Raw genomic sequence first — 17,823 nt, forward strand, 5'->3', positions numbered from 1 at the left:
GCCGGTACGCCCTGGGCACCATGCAATTTTTTATGCGCAAAACAGGGGCTTTTTCTCCATGAACCACGCCTACCGCCTCGTCTGGAGCGACGCTGCCGCACGCTTCGTGCCTGCCCCCGAGACCGCCAAGGGGCGCGGCAAGTCGTCTGGCCGCGGCGCTGCCGTCGTGGCGCTCTGCGCGGCGCTGCTGGCCAGCGGCGCGTGGGCTGGCCCCAGCGGCGGCAGCGTGAGCGCGGGCAGCGGCAGCATCAGCCAGAGCGGCAGCACCACCACCATCACGCAGGGCAGCCAGAACCTGGCCATCAACTGGGCCAGCTTCGGCATTGCCGCCGGCGAGCGCGTCAACTTCGTGCAGCCCGGCGCCAGTGCCATTGCGCTGAACCGCGTCATCGGCCCGGAGAGCTCGGTGATCAACGGTAGCCTGAGCGCCAACGGCCAGGTGTGGATCCTCAACCCCAACGGCGTGCTGTTCGGCAACACGGCCAGCGTCAACGTCGGCGGCCTGGTGGCCTCCACGCTGAGCCTGAGCGATGCCGACTTCCTGGCCGGCAAGCGCAGCTTCAGCGCGAATGGAAGCCAGGGCACGGTGGTCAACCAGGGCAGCCTGACCGGCGGCTACGTGGCCCTGTTGGGCAAGCAGGCCAGCAACAGCGGCACCATCACCACCGCCAACGGCACGGCGGCACTGGCCGCGGGCGACAAGATCACGCTGGACTTCAGCGGCAACCGGCTGCTGTCGGTGCAAGTGGACGAAGGCACCCTGAACGCCCTGGCCGAGAACAAGGGACTGATCCGCGCCGACAACGGCACGGTGATCCTCACGGCCAGCGCCAAGGATGCGCTGCTGAACACGGTGGTCAACAACGAGGGCGTGATCGAAGCCAAGGGCATCGACGCTGCGGGTGGCACCATCCTGCTGCTGGGCGGCCTCAACGGCGGCACCGTCAAGGTGGCGGGCACGCTGGACGCCTCGGCCAGCGGCGCCCACGACGGCGGCTTCATCGAAACCAGCGGCGCGCATGTGCAGGTGGCCGGTGGGGCGAAGGTCAGCACGCTGTCGGAGACAGGCAAGACCGGCACCTGGCTGGTCGACCCGACCGACTTCACCGTCAGCGCCGGCAGCGCGGCCGGCACCACGAGCGGCATCGGCGCCGACACGCTGTCGGCCAACCTGGCAACGACCAACGTCACGCTGGCCACCGACAACAGCACGGGCACCGACAGCGGCGACATCAACGTCAACGCCGCGGTGAGCTGGGGGGGCAACACCACGCTGACGCTGAATGCGTACAACGACATCAACATCAATGCGGCGATCACCGCCACGGGCACCAGCGCCGGGCTGGTGCTCAACCACGGCAACTATGCCAGCACAGGAACGGTCACCAGCGGTACCGACTACAACGTCAAGGCGCCCATCACCCTGAGCGGTGCGAACGCCACGCTCAGCATCAACGGCACGGCCTACACGCTGCTGCACAGCATGGCTGAGATCGACGCCATCGACAGCACCGGCCTGAGCGGCAACTACGCGCTGGCGCAGGACCTGGATGCCGGCGGCACCACCTACACCAGCGCGCTGGTGAGCTCGACCAGCTTCGTCTTCGGCGGCCGCTTTGCCGGCCTGGGCCACACGATCTCGAACCTGACCATCAACGCCGGCAGCGCCAACAATGTGGGCCTGATCGCGCAAAACTTCGGCACCCTCCGTGATCTGGGTCTGGTCGGCGGCAGTGTGTCGGGCGGCGACCGCGTCGGTTCACTGGTGGGCTTCAACGGCAGCAGCGGCAGCATCAGCAACGCCTATGCCACCGGCAGCGTTTCAGGAGACGACTACGTCGGTGGCCTGGCAGGCTACAACGGCATCGGCGGCAGCATCAGCAACGCCTATGCCGCCGGCAGCGTTTCGGGGACTGGCGACTTCGTCGGCGGGCTGGTGAGCGTGAATTACGGCACGATCAGCGACGCCCATGCCACCGGCAGCGTTGCGGGAACCAGCAGCTGGGTCGGCGGGCTGGTGGGCGTGAACGCGGGCAGCGGCAGCATCAGCAACGCCTATGCCACCGGCAGTGTTTCGGCGGCTGCCGGTGGCTACGTCGGCGGGCTGGTGGGCTTGAACGACGGCGGCACGATCAGCGGCGCCTATGCCACCGGCAACGTCCTGGCAACCGGCGGATTCGTCGGCGGGCTGGTCGGCTACAACAGCGGCAGCATCAACAACGCCTATGCCACCGGCAGCGTCTCGGGGGGAGCCAACGTCGGCGGGCTGGTGGGCTTGAACGACGGCAGCATCAGCAACGCCTACTGGGACAGCAGCACCACGGGCCAAGGCGTCGCGGTGGGCTCGAACAGCGGCACGGTCACCAACGTCAACGCCGTCACCAGCGGCACCGCCTACAGCCACACCAGCTACGCCAACCTGGGCACCTGGACCGAAACGGTTTCGGGCTCCGGCGTCTGGGTGGCCAAGGACGGCAGCGGCAACCCGCAGTGGGTGATGGTCGAAGGCGCGACCCGCCCCTTCCTGTACAGCGAGTACTCCACCAGCATCCGCAACGCCCATCAGCTGCAGCTGATGGCCTACAACCTCTCCGCCAGCTACAGCCTGGCCGCCGATGTCGACGCCAGCGAAACCGCCGGCGCCAACCCCAGCGGCATGTGGACCACGGCCGGCTTCTCGCCGGTGGGCAATGGCACGGTGGCGTTCAGCGGCAGCCTGGACGGCCAAAGCCACACCATCACCGACCTGGTGATCAACCGCGGCACGACGTCGAAGGTCGGGCTGTTCGGCCAGACCGGCAGCGGCAGCGTGATCCAAGGCGTCGGCTTGCTGGGCGGCAGCGTCACCGGCAGCGACGAGGTGGGCAGTCTGGTGGGCCACAATGAAGGCGGCATCAGCAATGCCTACGCCACGGGGACCGTCAGCGGGGCCAACAGTGTGGGCGGCCTGGTGGGCTTCAACTTCGGCGGCAGCATCAGCAATGCCTTTGCCACGGGCGCCGTCAATGGCGCCGGCAACAGCGTTGGTGGCCTGCTGGGATTCGGCTACGCCAGCAGCATCAGTGATGCCTACGCCACGGGTGCCGTCAATGGCGCCGGGAACGATGTTGGCGGTCTGGTGGGCCATAGCGCCGGCCTCAACGGCAGCATCAGCAATGCCTACGCCACCGGCACCGTCAATGGCACCGGCAACGATGTTGGCGGCCTGGTGGGCTATAACCGCGGCAGCATCAGCAATGCCTACGCCACCGGTACCGTCATCAGCGCGGGCAACCATGTCGGTGGACTGACGGGTCTTCTCGACCTTGGCAGCATCAGCAATTCGTACGCCACGGGCGCTGTCAGCAGTTCCAATGCGGCTGGCGTCGTGGGCGGCCTGGTGGGCTACAACTACAGTGGCAGCATCAGCGATGCCTACGCCATGGGGAACGTCACTGGCTCCGGGGACAATGTCGGTGGCCTCGTGGGCCTCAACGATGGCGTCATCCGCGATGCCCACGCCATGGGGGACGTTTGGGGGGGCACCGCCGTCGGCGGCCTGGTGGGCCGCAACAGTGGCCTCGTCACGAGGGCCTACGCCATCGGCACTGCCACGGGTACGAACGACGTAGGCGGCCTGGTGGGTTTCAACTTCGGCGTCTCCAGCTTCATCGGCAATGCCTACGCCACGGGCGCCGTCAGCGCATCCAATGACTATGCCGGCGGTCTGGTGGGCCGAAACGGCGCCGGCGGCGTCGCCAATGCCTACGCCACCGGGGCCGTCAGCGCGGACAATGAGTATGCGGGCGGCCTGATGGGCTGGAATGCCGGGAGCATCCTCAACACCTACGCCACCGGCGTCGTCAGCGGCGCCGGCGTCGTGGGCAGCCTGGTGGCCCACAACGCCGGCTACATCGCGGCATCGTTCTGGCTCGGTGCGGGCAACACTGGCGTGGGCATCAATGCGGGGTCGGTCGATGCGCTGACGCGGGGCCTGAGCATCAGCGAAGCCACCAGCGCCAGCACCTACAGTGCCGCCGGCTGGGACATCGCCACCACCGGTGGCAGCAGCGCGGTGTGGCGCATCTACGAGGGCAACACCATGCCCTTGCTGCGCAGCTTCCTGACCGCGCTGACCGTCACGGCCGGCAACGTCAGCAAGACCTACGACGGCACGACCAGCTTCAGCGACAGCTACACCCTCAGCGATCCAGGTGCCGACACCAGCCCCATCATGGGGACCGCGAGCTACGACACCAGCAGCAAGAATGTGGGCAGTTACGCCATCACCGTCGGCGGCCTGTATTCGAGCCAGCAGGGCTACGACCTGATTTCAGCGGGTACCGCCAGCATCACCGCCGCCACGCTGATCGTCAGCGGTGCGACTGCGGCCGACAAGACCTATGACGGCACGACCAGCGCCACCGTGAGCGGCGGTAGTTTGAGCGGGCTGGTCGGCGGCGACACGGTGACTCTCAGCCAGAGCGGCAGCTTCAGCGACAAGAACGCCGGCACCGGCAAGACCGTCACCGAGACCTTCGCCATCAGCGGCAGCGATGCCGGCAACTACGTATTGGCCAGCAGCAGTGGCACCACCACGGCAAACATCACCGCCGCCACGTTGACCGTCAGCGGCACCACCGCCGAGAACAAGACCTACGACGGCACGACCGCCGCCACGGTCAGCGGTGGCTTGAGTGGCCTGGTCGGCGGCGACACGGTGACACTCAGCCAGAGCGGCAGCTTCAGCGACAAGAACGCCGCGACCGGCAAGACCGTCAGCTACACCAGCAGCCTGAGCGGCACCGACGCGGGCAACTACGTGCTGGCGTCCAGCAGCGGCAGCACCACGGCCGACATCACGGCCGCGACGCTGACCGTCGGCGGCACCAGCGCCGCCAGCAAGACCTACGACGGCACCACGGCCGCCTCCCTGAGCGGCGGCAGCCTGAGCGGCCTCATCGGCGGCGACACCGTCGCGCTCGGCCAGAGCGGAACCTTCAGTGACAAGAACGCGGCCACGGGCAAGACGGTGAGCTACACCAGCAGCCTGAGCGGTACCGACGCAGGCAACTACGTGCTGGCTTCCAGCAGCGGCACCACGACCGCCGACATCACGGCCGCCACGCTGACCGTCAGCGGCACCACCGCCGCGAACAAGACCTACGACGGCACGACCGTCGCCACCGTGAGCGGCGGTAGTCTGAGCGGTCTGGTCGGCGGCGACACGGTGACTCTCAACCAGAGCGGCAGCTTCAGCGACAAGAACGCCGGCACCGGCAAGACCGTCACCGAGACCTTCGCCATCAGCGGCAGCGATGCCGGCAACTACGTGCTGGCCAACAGCAGCGCCACCACCACGGCCAGCATCATCGTCGCCGCGTTGACGGTCACCGCCAACAACGACAGCCGCGTCGCCGACGGCAGTGCCTACAGCGGCGGCAACGGCGTCAGCTACAGCGGCTTGGTCAATGGCGAGACCGGCAGCGTGCTCGGTGGCAGCCTGGTCTATGGCGGCAGCGCTCAGGGCGCCACCGCGGCCGGCAGCTACAGCATCGCGGCCGGCGGGCTGAGCTCGGACAACTACGCGCTGAGCTATGTCGACGGCGCGCTGGTGATCAGCGCGGCGGTGGCCGGCCCCGTACCGTCGCGCCCCGTACCGTCTAGCCCCGTGCCGTCGAGCGCGAACCCGTCGCTTGGCGATGCGCAGCAGCGCGCACTGGCCAGCCAGGCCGACTTGCCGAAGCCGCCGGCCAACCCGCCCGAGCGGCTGCGCATCGAACAGTGCGGGCTGCGCCTGGACGAACCCGCGACCGACTTCTTCACCCTTAACGAGAACAAGCTTTCATGCATGTCACGCCTCGAATCCCGCTGAGCCTGCTGGGCGCGTCCCTGGCGCTGAGCGCCGCGACGGTTTCTGCCGCCACGCCGGACGCCGGGCAGATCCTGCAGGAGCCCCGCGCACCCTTGGCAGTACCGAGCGGCAGCACGCCGGCGCTGACCATCGACAAACCCGGCGCCGGCACTGTGCTCGAGGGCGGCGCGCGGGTCCGGCTCTCGGCCATCCGTTTCAGCGGCAACACCGCTTTCAGCAATGCCGCGCTGCAAAGCCTGCTGACCGACGCGGTCGGCAAGGAGCTGACCTTTGCCGAGCTGACCCGATTGACCGATCGCGTGACGCGGCACTACCGTGAAACCGGCTACCTGGTCGCGCGCGCCTACCTGCCGGCCCAGGCGGTCAAGGACGGCGTGCTCGACATCGCGGTGCTGGAGGGCAATCTGGGCCAGGTCACGGTCACCAATACCGCTGGACTCAAGGACTCCGCTCTGGCGCCTTTGCAGGCCCTGCCATTGAACGCCCCGGTGCAAGCCCAGAGCCTGGACCGCACCCTGCTCACGCTGTCGGATCTGCCAGGCACCCGCGTGCAGTCCACCCTGCGCCCGGGCACGACCGTGGGAGCATCGGACCTGCTGGTGGAGGTGAACAGGACCCGCGACTTCCAGGGCATTGCCGATATCGACAACTTCGGCAGCACCTACACCGGGCAGTACCGCGTCGGCACCAGCCTGTACTGGAACAATCCGCTGGACCGGGGCGATCAGATGAGCCTGCGGCTGCAGGCCAGCAACACCCGCATGCACTACGCGCGCCTGGGCTACCAGCTGCCGCTGGGCCGCGATGGCACGCGCGTGGGCGTGGCCGTGTCGCACCTCGACTACCGCCTGGGCAAGGACTTTGCGGCACTGGATGCCGACGGCAAGGCCGATACCGTCAGCCTGTATGTGCGCCATCCCTTGCTGCGCAGCCTGGAGAGCAACTGGTATGCCCAGCTCCAGATGGACGCCAAGAATCTGCGCGACACCGTGGGCAGCACCGCCACCACGTCGGTGCACCAGCTGCGCAATGTCGTGCTGGGGCTGAACGGCGACTGGCAGGATGCGCTGGGTGGCGGTGCCGGCAACAGCCTGGCCCTGAACCTGACCACCGGCCAGCTGCGGCTGGACAACGACAGTCTGGCGCAAGACGCGGCCAGCATCCGGAGCGCCGGGCACTTCAACAAGCTGAACTACCAGCTGCAACGCGTGCAGGCCTTGCGCCCCAACTGGTCGCTGGCACTCAACCTCAGCGGCCAGCTGGCCGACAGGAACCTGGCTTCGGCGGAGAAGTTCAGCTTGGGCGGCAACAACGGGGTGCGGGCCTATCCGCAGGGCGAGGCCCTGGGCGACGCGGGCTGGCTGGCCAGTGCAGCGCTGCGCTGGCAGCCCGCGCCGGGCTGGCAACTGCAAGCTTTCTACGACGCGGGGGGCGTGCAGCTCAACCACCGCGCGTGGGACCGAACCGGCAGCACGGGCAACCGCGTGCATCTGGCTGGCGCCGGTCTGGGCGTGGGCTGGGCAACGGACAAATTGGCGTTCTCGCTCACCTCGGCCTGGGCCACCGAGGGCCGGGCCGGCGATGGCCGCCGCGGCGCGCGGCTGTGGGCGCAGGCGACCGTGGCGTTCTGAATCGACCACCCGCACTTGCGGCTGTGCGCTCAAACGCATCGCGAAGACGTGGCCGAGACGCTCGACCACGTTCTCGGTGTGTTCTCCGCCTCGAGCTCACGCAGCCGCCGGGCGTCGGGCACATCCATCTCGCCGTACTTGGCGCGCCACTTGCAGAAGTTCGCATCGCTGAAACCGATGATCTGCTTCTCGGTGTATCTGCTCTTTCTCATTTCCGTCATCCTCCAAGTTGACGGGCTTCACTGCCATTGCGCCGGTACGGCTGGGAGGGGCAGGTCACCGGTGTAGCCTCGCGCCATGGATTCCCTGATTGCCGCCTCCGCCCGCGCCTTGGCCGCCGGCGACGCGCTCGGCGCGCTCAAGCGGGTCGCGCTGCGCGACGACCCGCCGGCGCTGGCCCTGCGCGGCATCGCGATGGCCCAGCTCGGCGAGCATCCGCGCGCCCGCGAACTGCTGCGGCGTGCCGCGCGCGGCTTCGGGGCCCATGAGGAGCTGGCGCGCGCGCGCTGTGTCGTGGCCGAGGCCGAGGTGGCCATGGCCATGCGCGACCTCGGCGGCTCGCCGCGCGCGCTGGCGGCGGCCGCGGCCACGCTCGATGCGCACGCCGACCGTGCCAATGCGCTGCAGGCGCGGCTCATCGCGGCGCGCCAGCTCCTGCTGCTCGGCCGGCTGGAGGCGGCCCGGGCTGCGCTGGCGCCGCTGGATGTGCGCGACCTGCCGCCCGCGCTCGCGGCGGTGGCCGAGCTGACCGCCATGGAGCTGGCGCTGCGCTCGCTGCGCATCGGCCCGGCGCGCGCGGCGCTGGCCCGCGCGCAAGAGGCGGCCGAACGTGCGCGTGTGCCGGCGCTCTCGGCCGAGGTGGCTGACGCGCGGGCTGCGCTCGATCGTCCCGCGGCACGGCGTCTCTTCCCCGGCGGCGAAGAGGCGCTGCGGCTCGACGAGGTCGCGGCGCTGCGGGCCTCGGACGCGCTGGTGGTCGACGCCTGCCGCCGCGGCGTGGGCGCCGGCGACGCATGGCGGCCGCTGGCGCGCCGGCCGGTGCTGTTCGCCCTGGCGCGCGCGCTCGCCGAGGCGTGGCCCGGCGACGTCGACCGCGAAGCCCTGATCGCCTGCGCGTTCAACACCCGCCATCCCGACGAGACGCTGCGCGCGCGCCTGCGGGTCGAGATCGGCCGCCTGCGCGCGCTGGTCGCGGCGCAGGCCGGCATCGAGGCCACGGCACGCGGCTTTGCGCTCAGGCCGCGCGATGCGCGCGAGGTGGTCGTGCTCGCGCCGCCCATCGACGGCGAGCAGGCCTCGCTGGTGGCGCTGCTGTCCGACGGGGCGGCCTGGTCGACCTCGGCGCTGGCACTGGCGCTGGACGCGAGCCAGCGCACGGTGCAGCGCGCGCTGGCCGAACTCGAGGCCGAGGGGCGGGTGCGCGCCATCGGCCGGGCGCGGGCGCAGCGCTGGCTGGCGCCGCCGCTGGCGGGATTCACGACGATCTTGTTACTCCCCGCTGCGCTGCCGATTGAATAAAGTTGTCTCCAAGGCGCCGATCCCGGGGCCCGCCACACCAGGAGCCAGCGATGAACAGCACCACAGCGAGCAAGAAAGACAAGCCTGAGCCCGTGTCGCGCACGGCCGAGATCGTGCGCGAGTACGGCCCCTTCGCCGGCGCGACCAGCGTGGCCGGCGTGACCCACGACGGCCAGCGCGTCTGGGCGGCCACCGGGGCGCAGCTGGTCGCCTTCGATCCGGCCAGCGGCGAGACCACGCGCACCCTCGACTGCACCTGCGATGCCGGCACCGCTTATGACGGCACCTACTTCTATCAAATTGCCGAGGCGCGCATCGACAAGATCGATCCGGCCAGCGGCAAGGTGCTGGCGTCGATTCCCACGCCCGGCCACGGCAGCGACTCAGGCCTGACCTGGGCCGAGGGCAGCCTCTGGATCGGGCAGTACCGCGATCGCAAGATCCTCCAGATCGATCCGGTGAGCGGCGCGGTGCTGCGCACCATCGAGTCCAACCGCTTCGTCACGGGCGTGACCTGGGTCGATGGCGAGCTGTGGCACGCCACCTGGGAAGGCGACGAGAGCGAGCTGCGCCGCGTCGATCCCGACAGCGGCGCCGTGCTCGAGCGGCTGGAGATGCCGCGCGGCGCCAACGTGAGCGGGCTCGAGTCCGACGGAGCCGAGCTCTTCTATTGCGGTGGCGGCGGCAGCGGCAAGGTCCGCGCCGTGCGGCGCCCGAGAGCCGCCAGGGCCTGAGCGGCCCCACTCCGGCGCGCACGGTGGCGGCACCGGCGCGCCGGCAACCCCCTTTCGGCTTGTCTGCCGAAGACGAGCGCGCCGGCCACCAGGCGGGTGGAGCCGCGCATGGACGAACCCCACATCGGCTCACCGAGCCCAAGGAGAAACGCATGAACACCGCCATTGCCGAATCGAGCACCGTGACGAACCACCCCGTCGTGTCGAAGGACCGGTGGCTGGCCCAGCGCAAGGCGCTGCTGGCGCGCGAAAAGGAACTGACCCACCTGCGCGACCAGATCGCCCGCGAGCGCCGCGCGCTGCCGTGGACCCGCGTCGATAAGAGCTACGTCTTCGACACGTCCGAGGGCCCGCGCGCGCTGGCCGACTTGTTCGAGGGCCGCCGCCAGCTGCTGGTGCAGCACTTCATGCTCGGCCCCGACTGGGAGCAGGGCTGCCCGAGCTGCTCGTACATGTCCGACCACCTCGGCGGGATGAAGGTGCACCTCGAGAACCGCGACGTCACGCTGCTGGTCGTCTCGCGCGCGCCGCTGGACCAGATCGAGCGCTTCCGCCGACGCATGGGCTGGCAGTTCAGGTGGGTCTCCGCGCACGGCAGCGACTTCAACTACGACTTCAACGTGAGCTTCACGCCGCAGCAGTGGGCCGAGGGCCAGGGCGAGGTCTGCTACAACTACAGCGTGCGGCCCTTCCCGGCGCAGGAGGCCCCCGGCATCAGCGTGTTCTACAGGGACGATGCGGGCGAGGTCTTCCACACCTATTCGACCTACGAGCGCGGCGTCGAAGCGATGATGGGCACCTACAGCCTGCTCGATCTCACGCCCAAGGGCCGCGACGAGCCCAACCCCGTCCATGCGATGGACTGGGTGCGCCACCACGACCGCTACGAACCGGCACCGGCCGCGAAGCCGGCGGGCGCGGCGGGTTCGTGCTGCCATGCGTCCGCCTGAGCGGCGAGCGCGCTGAAGCGGCAGAAACGTCATGGCAAGCCTTTGGCCGTGGCTCGCGGTCGCGGGGGTCGGCGCCCTGCACGGGCTGAACCCCGCCAGCGGCTGGATGTGGGCGGCCGCCTGGGGCGTGCGTTCGCGCGACCGGAGGCAGGCCTTGCGGGCGCTGGTGCCGATCGCGCTCGGGCACGCCGCCTCGATGGCGCTGGTGGCCGGCGCGGTGGCCTTCGGCCTCTCGCTGGACCGCGTGGCGTTGCAGGTGCTGGCGGGCGTGCTGGTGGTCGTCTTCGCGGGGCTTCATCTGTCGGGCCGCACGCCCAGGGCGGCGCGCGCGCCGGCGGGACATGCGGGGATGGCGCTCTGGTCCTTCATGGTGTCCACCGCGCACGGCGCCGGCCTGATGCTGGTGCCGGCGCTGATCCCGCTGTGCATGGGCGATGGATCGGCGCGGGAGATCGGCGCCTCGGGCTCACTGCTGCTGGCGCTTGCAGCCGTCGGCGTTCACACCGCGGCCATGCTTGCCGTCACGGGCGCGATCGCGGTCGGCGCCTGCTGCGGTTTCGACGTCGGCGGCCGCTGGCTTCGGAGCCCCAGGCGCAAGCCATCAGCTGCAGCAAGAGGAGTCAGCCCGCCGGCTGCAGCCGAGGCTGCTTGCCGGCGGCGTCGGTCCGCGGGAACGTGAGCGCGATGGCCACGGCGCCGAGCCCCACGGCCATCGAGCCGATGTACATCCAGGCATAGCTGCCGTAGCGGTCGAACAGCCAGCCGCCGAGCACCGGACCGAGCGCCATGCCCAGGCTGGACAGCATCGACGCCGCGCCCAGCACCGTGCCCAGGATGCGGGCGCCGAAATAGTCCCGCGCCAGCACCGCATAGAGCGGCATCACGCCGCCATAGGCGAGGCCGAAGACGATGGCGACGGCGTAGAAGCCGCCGAGCCTGTTCACCAGCAGGTAGCTCGCGGCGGCAAAGGCCTGGATCAGCAGGCCGGCCACGAGCACCCGCTTGGCCCCAAGCCGGTCCGCCAGCACGCCGAAGAGCAGGCGCCCGCCGAGGCCCGCCGCCCCCTCCATGCTGTAGATGGTGACGGCCGCGAAGGTCGGCAGGCCGCAGCCGATGGCATAGCTGACCGTGTGGAAGATCGGCCCGGAGTGCGCGGCGCAGCAGGCGAAGAACGTGGCCCCGAGCACGAGGAAGGCACGCGAGCGCAGCGCCTGTCCGACCTTCATCTCCGGCGCCGGGGCTGCGCCTCCCGCAGCGGCCGCATGGGCGGCGCCGGGGGCCGCGCGAATGAACCAGACCGCGGGCAGCAGCGCGATCCACGCGCCGATGCCGATGATCAGCTGGGCCGTGCGCCAGTCGTGGTGCGTCACCAGCCACGCGGCCAGTGGAGAGATGGTCATGGGCGCCACGCCCATGCCCGCCGACACCAGCGACACGGCCAGGCTGCGGTGCCTGTCGAACCAGGACGCGGTGGTCGCGATCACCGGCGCGAAGAAGCTGCCGGCGGCAACGCCCATCATCACGCCGTAGAAGAGCTGGAACTCGAGCAAGGTCGACGCGCGGCTGGCCAGCACCGTCGAGAGCCCCAGCAGCACCGTGCCCGCCAGCACCACCACGCGCGGGCCGTAGCGGTCGCTCAAGGCGCCCCAGCCGAACCCGGCCACGCCCATGCTCAGGAAGGCCAGCGTCATGGCGCTGGAAATGCCTGCACGCGACCAGCCGGTGGCCGCGCTCATGGGTTCCAGGAAAACGGCCAGCGAGAACAGCACGCCGATGGCCACGCAGGTCATCAGCGCGCCGGCGGCCACGATGGACCAGTTGGAGTCGAGCGCGTCGGCGGGACGCGCGGAGGCAGGGATGTTCATCGTCTTGTTCCCGGAGAAGGTTGAAATAGTGAACCAATTGGTTGACTATAACGACATTTCTCTTTTTGCATAGAGGCCAGCCATGCTCCGGGGCCGCGCGGGCGGGCGCGGCGGCACTGCGGCGGCTACTGCGCCTCGATGCCGAACTCCCGCATGCGCCGGGTGATCACGTCGAAGTCGCGCCGGTAGTTCGCGCTGAACTGCTCGGGCGTGGTGTTCAGCATCTCGAGCCCGCGCTCCGCCATCCGCGCCTGGACCTCGGGCATGGCGGCGGCGGCGCGCAGCGCCACCGTCAGCCGCTCGACGACAGCGGGAGGCGTCCTGGCGGGCGCGACGAACGCGATCCACACCGCCGCCTCGAACAGCGGATCGTCGAAGCCCAGTTCGCGCATCGTGGGCACCTGCGGCAGCACCGCCGAGCGCTCGCGCCCCATGATCGCGAGCGGAACGATCTTGCCCGCCTGCACGTGCTGGCGCGCCAGGCCGGCCGACGTGAGGCCGACGCTCACCGTGTTGCTCAGCAGGTCGGCCATCACGGGCGCTTCCCCGCGCTGCGGCACGTGCACCATGTGCGCGTCGAGCTTGCGGTTGAGCGCCTCGCCCGCCAGATGGCCGAGCCCGCCCGGTCCCCAGGTGCCATAGCTGAGCTTCTGGTCCGGCCGGGCCGCCAGCTTGCGGAAGCCCTCCATGTCCTTCACGCCGAGCTCGAGGTTGGCCGACAGGATGGCCGGGCTGCGCACGACCTGCGTCAGGAAGACGAAGTCGCGCTGCGGGTCGTAGGGCAGCGTCTTGTAGAGCGCGACGTTGTTGATGAGCGAATCGCCGAGCGTGACCGCGATCGTGTAGCCGTCGGGCGCGGCCCGCGCCACCTCGCCCAGGCCCACCGCGCCGTTTGCGCCGGCACGGTTGTCGACGATGAAGGGCTGGCCCAGCGCCTTCGCGGCATGCTCGCCGATCAGGCGCGCGACGAAGTCGTTGGCGCCGCCGGCCTGGGCCGTCACGACGATGCGGATCGGCTTGCCCGGGAAGCTCCCTTGCGCGAGCCCTGCGAGCGGCAGTGCGGCGAGCATGGCGAAGCCGAAGCTGAAAAAGTGGCGGCGCATCGGGGTCTCCTTGGTGTTGTTCTGCATGTGGGACTGCTTGTCGCGGCGCGTCAGGCGCTGAGCGGCGCGCGCTGTTCGCGCTCGACCTCTTCCTGCAGCAGCCGCCGGTACTGGACCAGTGCGGCGTCCATCGCGAGCGGCAGCATCCGCGCTTCGGGATCGATGTTCAGGTACTGCGCGGTGATCATTTCGCGGTCTTCCTCGAATGCGGTGACCAGGCCCCGGTAGATGGTTTCGGTGACCGCGGGGTCGGCAATGCGGCTTCGATGCGATTGCTGGAAGAAGTAGTGCGTGGTCGTTGCCGTCTCGGGCGTGAGCGTCTGGCAGCTGTGCAGCTGCACGCCGCCGCGCAGCTCGCCTTCGGCCTGCCCCACCGGTGCGCCGCCCGACTTCATCAGCAAGGTGCCGGGCAGGAGGAAGTCGTAGATGAAGTAGCGGTCGACGTTGCGGTCGAAACTCTGGAACGACTTCCAGAACGCAGAAGGAGGCACGTCGGGCACGTGCCGCGTCACGCGGATGCCGCGTGGCACCTTCTCGATCCTGGGCACGGCCTGGGCGATGGCTGTCGATCCGCCCAGCGTGCCCTCGTGCACATAGCTCAGGTGCGAGAAGTCCAGCAGGTTGTCGCAGACCAGCAGGTAGGGCGTGTCGTAGTGAACGTAGCCCGGCTTGTAGCGCCAGTCGGGGTGGTCGCACGAGAAGTTGTCCGGCAGCAGGGCCCGGTCCGCGCGCGACGGATCCCCCATCCAGACGAAGATCCACTTGTTGTGCGCGACCACCGGATAGGTCCGCACACGCGCCTTCACGGGAATGGTGGCCACCCCGGGCGCTTCCACGCAGACGCCATCGGCCGCGAACTTGAGGCCGTGGTAGCCGCAGCGCACGCAGTCGCCTTCCCTGCGCCCGCGGGACAGCGGCGCATGCCGGTGGCAGCAGCGGTCCTGCATCGCAACCAGCTCGCCGCCTTCGGTTCGATAGACCAGGATCGGCTCGTCGAGCACCGTGCGCGTGAACAGCGCGTTGTCGGAGATCTCGTGATCCCACGCAATGACGTACCAGCAGTTTCGAACCCACATGCCTGTCTCCAAAAGTCCAGGCAATGTAGAAATTCGCGCGGCCTTCGTCTGTCCCCGCAGAAGGGTACAAAAAGCTCCGGGCCAACCCTAGTGGATGAAGCGCAGGAGCTGTTGCCGCCCGTGGATCGCGAGCTTCAGGTAGGCGCGCTTGCGCAGCGTGGCCACGCTCGACGTGGCAATGCCCAGGTCCGCGGCGATGCCGTCGGCGCCGACCCCGCAGGCGATGCGCGCACAGACCTCGCGCTCGCGCAGAGAGAGCTGCGGCGCCGTGCGCTGCAGCGTGCGTTCGATGCCCGCCACGCGCAACGCCGTATCGGGCGATGCGAGCTGCGCGAAGAGCGCATTGCGATGCGCGCGCTTCAGCAGGGGCGCCAGTCCGAGCAGTTGCTCCACATCCGCTGGCGCGAACTTGCCGTTCTGCCGGTTGCGGTACAGGTTGATTGCAAAGATTGTCCGCGGCACGGGCGAGTAGAGAAAGCTCAGCCGCCCCGTCAGCTGCCGGCCGACGAAGATCTGCTCCCGCCATGCGGGGTCGGGGATGTCCGCCGCGTCGTACAGCAAGGCGGTGACGGGTGCGTGGCCCGGCGCCTCCCCGCCCATGCGCGCGGCCAGGCGGGTCATGTCGTCCGCCTGCCGGAACCGCTTCTTGTAGAGGGAGAAGCACTCCGCCGTGATGTTGTCGCGCCGGCCGGCCGAATGCCCTTCCACCTGCGACGGAACACCGTCGATGTACTCCACGAGCGAGATGTATTCGACCGGCACCACATGGTTGATGAAGTCGAGCATGTGGAGCGCGGGCGCCTGTTCGCTGCCCGCGTCGAGCAGGTGCGCGACGGCACCGGCGTCCAGCAGCTGGCCTGCAGGTGGCGTGTCGAGAAACCAGGTGGAAGGCATTGCGGCCCAATATAGGCAAGCCGCGCCCGATTCAACAGGGTGGAAGCCCGCGGGGCCGCGAGCCCGGCCGGTCAGCGAATGCCCAGTGCGTGGTCGAGCGACAGGCGGCCGGCGCCGCGGCCCGCCAGGTACAGCAGCAGCGCGGCCCATGAGAGGTGCGTCGGCCATGCGTCGGGGTAGACGAAGACCTGGATCACCAGCGTCATGCCCAGCAAGGCCAGCGCCGACAGGCGCGTGAAGAGGCCCAGCACCAGCAGCAACGGGAACAGATGCTCCGAGTAGGCCGCCAGGTGCGCGGCGATCTCGGGCGGCACGAACGGCAATTTGTATTCGGTGCGGAACAGCTCGTACGCGCTGTCGGTCAGGGTGAGAAAGCCCTCGACCTTGGTGCGGCCCGAATAGAAGAAGATGGCCGCCACGGCCACGCGCATGGCCAGTGCCAGCGCGTCGTGGGCCACGAGGCGCGCGAGCCGCTCGGCCACTGCGTTCCACTGTGCGCGAAGACCGCGATGGTTGCTGCTTTCGATCGATGCGGGAGCCTGAAGGTGGGTGCTCATGGTGCTCTTTCGTTGGATGCAGGCGATGCAGACGTGCCGGCGAATGCGCCGGCGCGCAGCAGGGCCGCGAACATGGCCGAAATGTCTGCCCCCGGGTCGGCAGCCAGCGCGCGCTCCGCCGCCTCGGCAAGGCTTGCTCCGTTGGCGCAGGCGTCGAGAAAAGCGCAGCCGGCTTGGGTGATCTCGTGCCAGTTCACCGTGTCGCCGGGCCGCGTCAGCAATGCGCCCTCGCCTCGCCAGGCCAGTTCGTCGCCAACGGCGCTCTGCCGGCGATTGCGCTCCCAGATGGTGTAGACCGGTTGCTCGTCGAACCAGGCCCAGCGGGCCGCCGGATGCGGTGCGAGAGCCAGGGCCGCCATCTGTTGCGGCGTGCGGCGGGCGATCCATGCGGCGTCGGCGGCCGGTGCGTCCTGTGCGGCATGGGCTTCGCGCCAGAGCGTGTCGAGCCGCGCCACGCCGGGCAGGTAGACGAGCTCCGCGGCCGGCTCGAAGCCGCGCAGGAAACCGGGGAAGCCGCCGCCGTAGTGCAGCAGGCGCCCGTCGCTCGGCGGATCGGCCGCCACGTAGAGTGCGGCGGCGGCGCGAAACCACTCCTCGCCCACCAGCTGCGCAACGGTCGGGAAGTTGGCCTGCAGCGCATCGATGCAGGCCTTCATCACGGTGTTGCGGTACACCGCGAAAGCGGGCTGCATGGCGAGCGCCCGCACCGCGGGGTGCACGGCTTGCGGCGGAGCGAACAAGGCGTGCGCAAAGGCTTGCCGGAACTGATCGAGCGGCGTCTTCATGCCGTGGCCTCCTGCGCCGCGCGCTGCAGTTCGGCCGCGGCCCGTTCCTGCTCGGCCATGAGCTCCTCGAAGGCCGGTACGTTGCCGTCGCGCTCGATCAGCGTGGGCCGCGCGCCGGCGCGATCGACGAAACGCCGATACAGCTGCCAGACCTCCGGTGCGATGGGCGCGTCGTGCGAATCGATCAGCAGGGCATCGCCGAGCGTGGGGTCGGCGCTGTGACCCGCGAGATGGATCTCGCCGACCAGCGCCTGCGGAAACCGGTCGATCCATTCCGTGGCCGAAAAACCCAGGTTGCGGGCAGACACATACACGTTGTTGATGTCGAGCAGCAGCCTGCAGCCGGTGCGCCGCGACAGCTCGGCAAGAAAATCGATCTCGTCCCATTCGTGTCCGTCGATGTGCAGGTAGTGGGACGGGTTCTCGATGGCAATCGCCGTGCCCAGCGCGTCCTGCGTGCGCGCAACGTTGTCGGCAATGCGGTGCAGCGCAGCGGTGCTGCGCGGGAAAGGCAGGAGGTCCGGAAAGTACTGGCCGTTCCATGCGGACCACGCCAGGTGCTCGGAGATCAGCGCGGGCTGGATGCGCCGGGCAAGCGCCGCCAGCCGCTGAAGATGCGCCGCATCGGGTTCCGCCTCGCCGGCGAGCGAGAGCGAGACGCCATGCAGCGACACCGGATGGTGCGCACGGATCGCTTCCAGCCATCCGATGCGCGGCCCGCCCGCCACCATGTAGTTCTCGGGATGCACCTCGAACCACAGGCCCTCGGCACGCGCGCCGAACGCGGCCTCGTAGTGCTCCGGCTTGAGGCCGAGGCCGGCCGCGAGGGTGTCGGACATGGCAGCGTGCGCAGTGC

General features: G+C 69.6%; 13 protein-coding genes and 1 pseudogene. 6 read left to right on the plus strand and 8 right to left on the minus strand.

Annotated elements, in window-relative coordinates; all coding sequences use genetic code 11:
- Positions 1-58 precede the first annotated feature (58 nt).
- Together VAPA_RS30830 and VAPA_RS30835 are read left to right on the plus strand one after the other, a co-directional pair.
- Positions 59-5,854, plus strand: coding sequence for a YDG domain-containing protein (locus VAPA_RS30830; protein ID WP_021004154.1), 5,796 nt, complete (start codon positions 59-61; stop codon positions 5,852-5,854).
- Positions 5,827-7,485 carry a ShlB/FhaC/HecB family hemolysin secretion/activation protein gene (locus tag VAPA_RS30835; protein ID WP_021004155.1) on the plus strand — a complete coding sequence of 553 codons (1,659 nt, stop codon included), beginning with the start codon at positions 5,827-5,829 and terminating at the stop codon, positions 7,483-7,485. The genes VAPA_RS30830 and VAPA_RS30835 overlap by 28 nt, the downstream gene beginning before the upstream one ends.
- 80 nt (positions 7,486-7,565) lie before the next feature.
- Here the strand turns inward: VAPA_RS30835 and VAPA_RS33690 are convergent.
- Positions 7,566-7,697: pseudogene (locus VAPA_RS33690) on the minus strand (transposase); the annotation flags it as partial.
- Between the two features lie 85 nt (positions 7,698-7,782).
- On the opposite strand from VAPA_RS33690, the gene VAPA_RS30845 reads away from it, so the two are divergent.
- The 4 genes from VAPA_RS30845 (at position 7,783) to VAPA_RS30860 (ending at position 11,366) form a co-directional block, all read left to right on the plus strand.
- Positions 7,783-9,003 (plus strand): hypothetical protein, encoded by a 1,221-nt coding sequence (locus tag VAPA_RS30845; protein ID WP_021004157.1) that lies wholly within the window; start codon positions 7,783-7,785, stop codon positions 9,001-9,003.
- 50 nt (positions 9,004-9,053) lie between these two features.
- Entirely contained in the window at positions 9,054-9,737 is a 684-nt protein-coding gene (locus VAPA_RS30850; RefSeq protein ID WP_021004158.1) for a Vgb family protein, read from the plus strand.
- A gap of 152 nt (positions 9,738-9,889) precedes the next feature.
- A complete protein-coding gene (locus tag VAPA_RS30855; protein ID WP_021004159.1) occupies positions 9,890-10,687 on the plus strand; it encodes a DUF899 domain-containing protein in 798 nt (265 codons plus the stop codon).
- A gap of 31 nt (positions 10,688-10,718) precedes the next feature.
- Positions 10,719-11,366 carry a hypothetical protein gene (locus tag VAPA_RS30860; RefSeq protein WP_021004160.1) on the plus strand — a complete coding sequence of 216 codons (648 nt, stop codon included), beginning with the start codon at positions 10,719-10,721 and terminating at the stop codon, positions 11,364-11,366.
- On the opposite strand, the gene VAPA_RS30865 is transcribed toward VAPA_RS30860, so the two are convergent.
- The 7 genes from VAPA_RS30865 to bufB all read right to left on the minus strand — a co-directional run bounded on the left by VAPA_RS30865 (position 11,308) and on the right by bufB (position 17,806).
- Complete coding sequence (locus VAPA_RS30865; protein ID WP_021004161.1) at positions 11,308-12,552, minus strand: MFS transporter; 1,245 nt, start codon at positions 12,550-12,552, stop codon at positions 11,308-11,310. The two genes, VAPA_RS30860 and VAPA_RS30865, sit on opposite strands and share 59 nt — an antisense overlap.
- Positions 12,553-12,677: 125 nt before the next feature.
- Positions 12,678-13,682, minus strand: a complete 1,005-nt coding sequence (locus VAPA_RS30870) for a Bug family tripartite tricarboxylate transporter substrate binding protein (RefSeq protein ID WP_230559055.1) — start codon at positions 13,680-13,682, stop codon at positions 12,678-12,680.
- 23 nt (positions 13,683-13,705) lie between these two features.
- Positions 13,706-14,731: an aromatic ring-hydroxylating dioxygenase subunit alpha gene (locus VAPA_RS30875; protein ID WP_021004163.1), complete on the minus strand. Its 1,026-nt coding sequence runs from the start codon at positions 14,729-14,731 to the stop codon at positions 13,706-13,708.
- An 87-nt stretch (positions 14,732-14,818) separates the two neighbouring features.
- Entirely contained in the window at positions 14,819-15,625 is an 807-nt protein-coding gene (locus VAPA_RS30880) for a helix-turn-helix transcriptional regulator (RefSeq protein WP_021004164.1), read from the minus strand.
- Positions 15,626-15,696: 71 nt separating this feature from the next.
- Positions 15,697-16,182 (minus strand): DoxX family protein, encoded by a 486-nt coding sequence (locus VAPA_RS30885; RefSeq protein WP_021004165.1) that lies wholly within the window; start codon positions 16,180-16,182, stop codon positions 15,697-15,699.
- A complete protein-coding gene (locus tag VAPA_RS30890) occupies positions 16,179-16,967 on the minus strand; it encodes an HvfC/BufC N-terminal domain-containing protein (protein ID WP_021004166.1) in 789 nt (262 codons plus the stop codon). The genes VAPA_RS30885 and VAPA_RS30890 overlap by 4 nt, the downstream gene beginning before the upstream one ends.
- Entirely contained in the window at positions 16,964-17,806 is an 843-nt protein-coding gene (gene bufB, locus VAPA_RS30895; protein ID WP_021004167.1) for an MNIO family bufferin maturase, read from the minus strand. Before bufB ends, VAPA_RS30890 begins: the two co-directional genes overlap by 4 nt.
- Positions 17,807-17,823: the final 17 nt, after the last annotated feature.

The sequence above is a fragment of the Variovorax paradoxus B4 genome (genome assembly GCF_000463015.1).
GTDB classification, from domain to species: domain Bacteria; phylum Pseudomonadota; class Gammaproteobacteria; order Burkholderiales; family Burkholderiaceae_C; genus Variovorax; species Variovorax paradoxus_E.

Coding starts and splice junctions, on each gene's coding strand:
- VAPA_RS30850 (WP_021004158.1), top strand. CDS start 9,054: ATGAACAGCACCACAGCGAGCAAGAAAGACAAGCCTGAGCCCGTGTCG.
- VAPA_RS30885 (WP_021004165.1), bottom strand. CDS start 16,182: ATGAGCACCCACCTTCAGGCTCCCGCATCGATCGAAAGCAGCAACCAT.
- VAPA_RS30870 (WP_230559055.1), bottom strand. CDS start 13,682: ATGCAGAACAACACCAAGGAGACCCCGATGCGCCGCCACTTTTTCAGC.
- VAPA_RS30880 (WP_021004164.1), bottom strand. CDS start 15,625: ATGCCTTCCACCTGGTTTCTCGACACGCCACCTGCAGGCCAGCTGCTG.
- VAPA_RS30830 (WP_021004154.1), top strand. CDS start 59: ATGAACCACGCCTACCGCCTCGTCTGGAGCGACGCTGCCGCACGCTTC.
- VAPA_RS30865 (WP_021004161.1), bottom strand. CDS start 12,552: ATGAACATCCCTGCCTCCGCGCGTCCCGCCGACGCGCTCGACTCCAAC.
- VAPA_RS30860 (WP_021004160.1), top strand. CDS start 10,719: ATGGCAAGCCTTTGGCCGTGGCTCGCGGTCGCGGGGGTCGGCGCCCTG.
- VAPA_RS30845 (WP_021004157.1), top strand. CDS start 7,783: ATGGATTCCCTGATTGCCGCCTCCGCCCGCGCCTTGGCCGCCGGCGAC.
- VAPA_RS30835 (WP_021004155.1), top strand. CDS start 5,827: ATGCATGTCACGCCTCGAATCCCGCTGAGCCTGCTGGGCGCGTCCCTG.
- VAPA_RS30875 (WP_021004163.1), bottom strand. CDS start 14,731: ATGTGGGTTCGAAACTGCTGGTACGTCATTGCGTGGGATCACGAGATC.
- bufB (WP_021004167.1), bottom strand. CDS start 17,806: ATGTCCGACACCCTCGCGGCCGGCCTCGGCCTCAAGCCGGAGCACTAC.
- VAPA_RS30890 (WP_021004166.1), bottom strand. CDS start 16,967: ATGAAGACGCCGCTCGATCAGTTCCGGCAAGCCTTTGCGCACGCCTTG.
- VAPA_RS30855 (WP_021004159.1), top strand. CDS start 9,890: ATGAACACCGCCATTGCCGAATCGAGCACCGTGACGAACCACCCCGTC.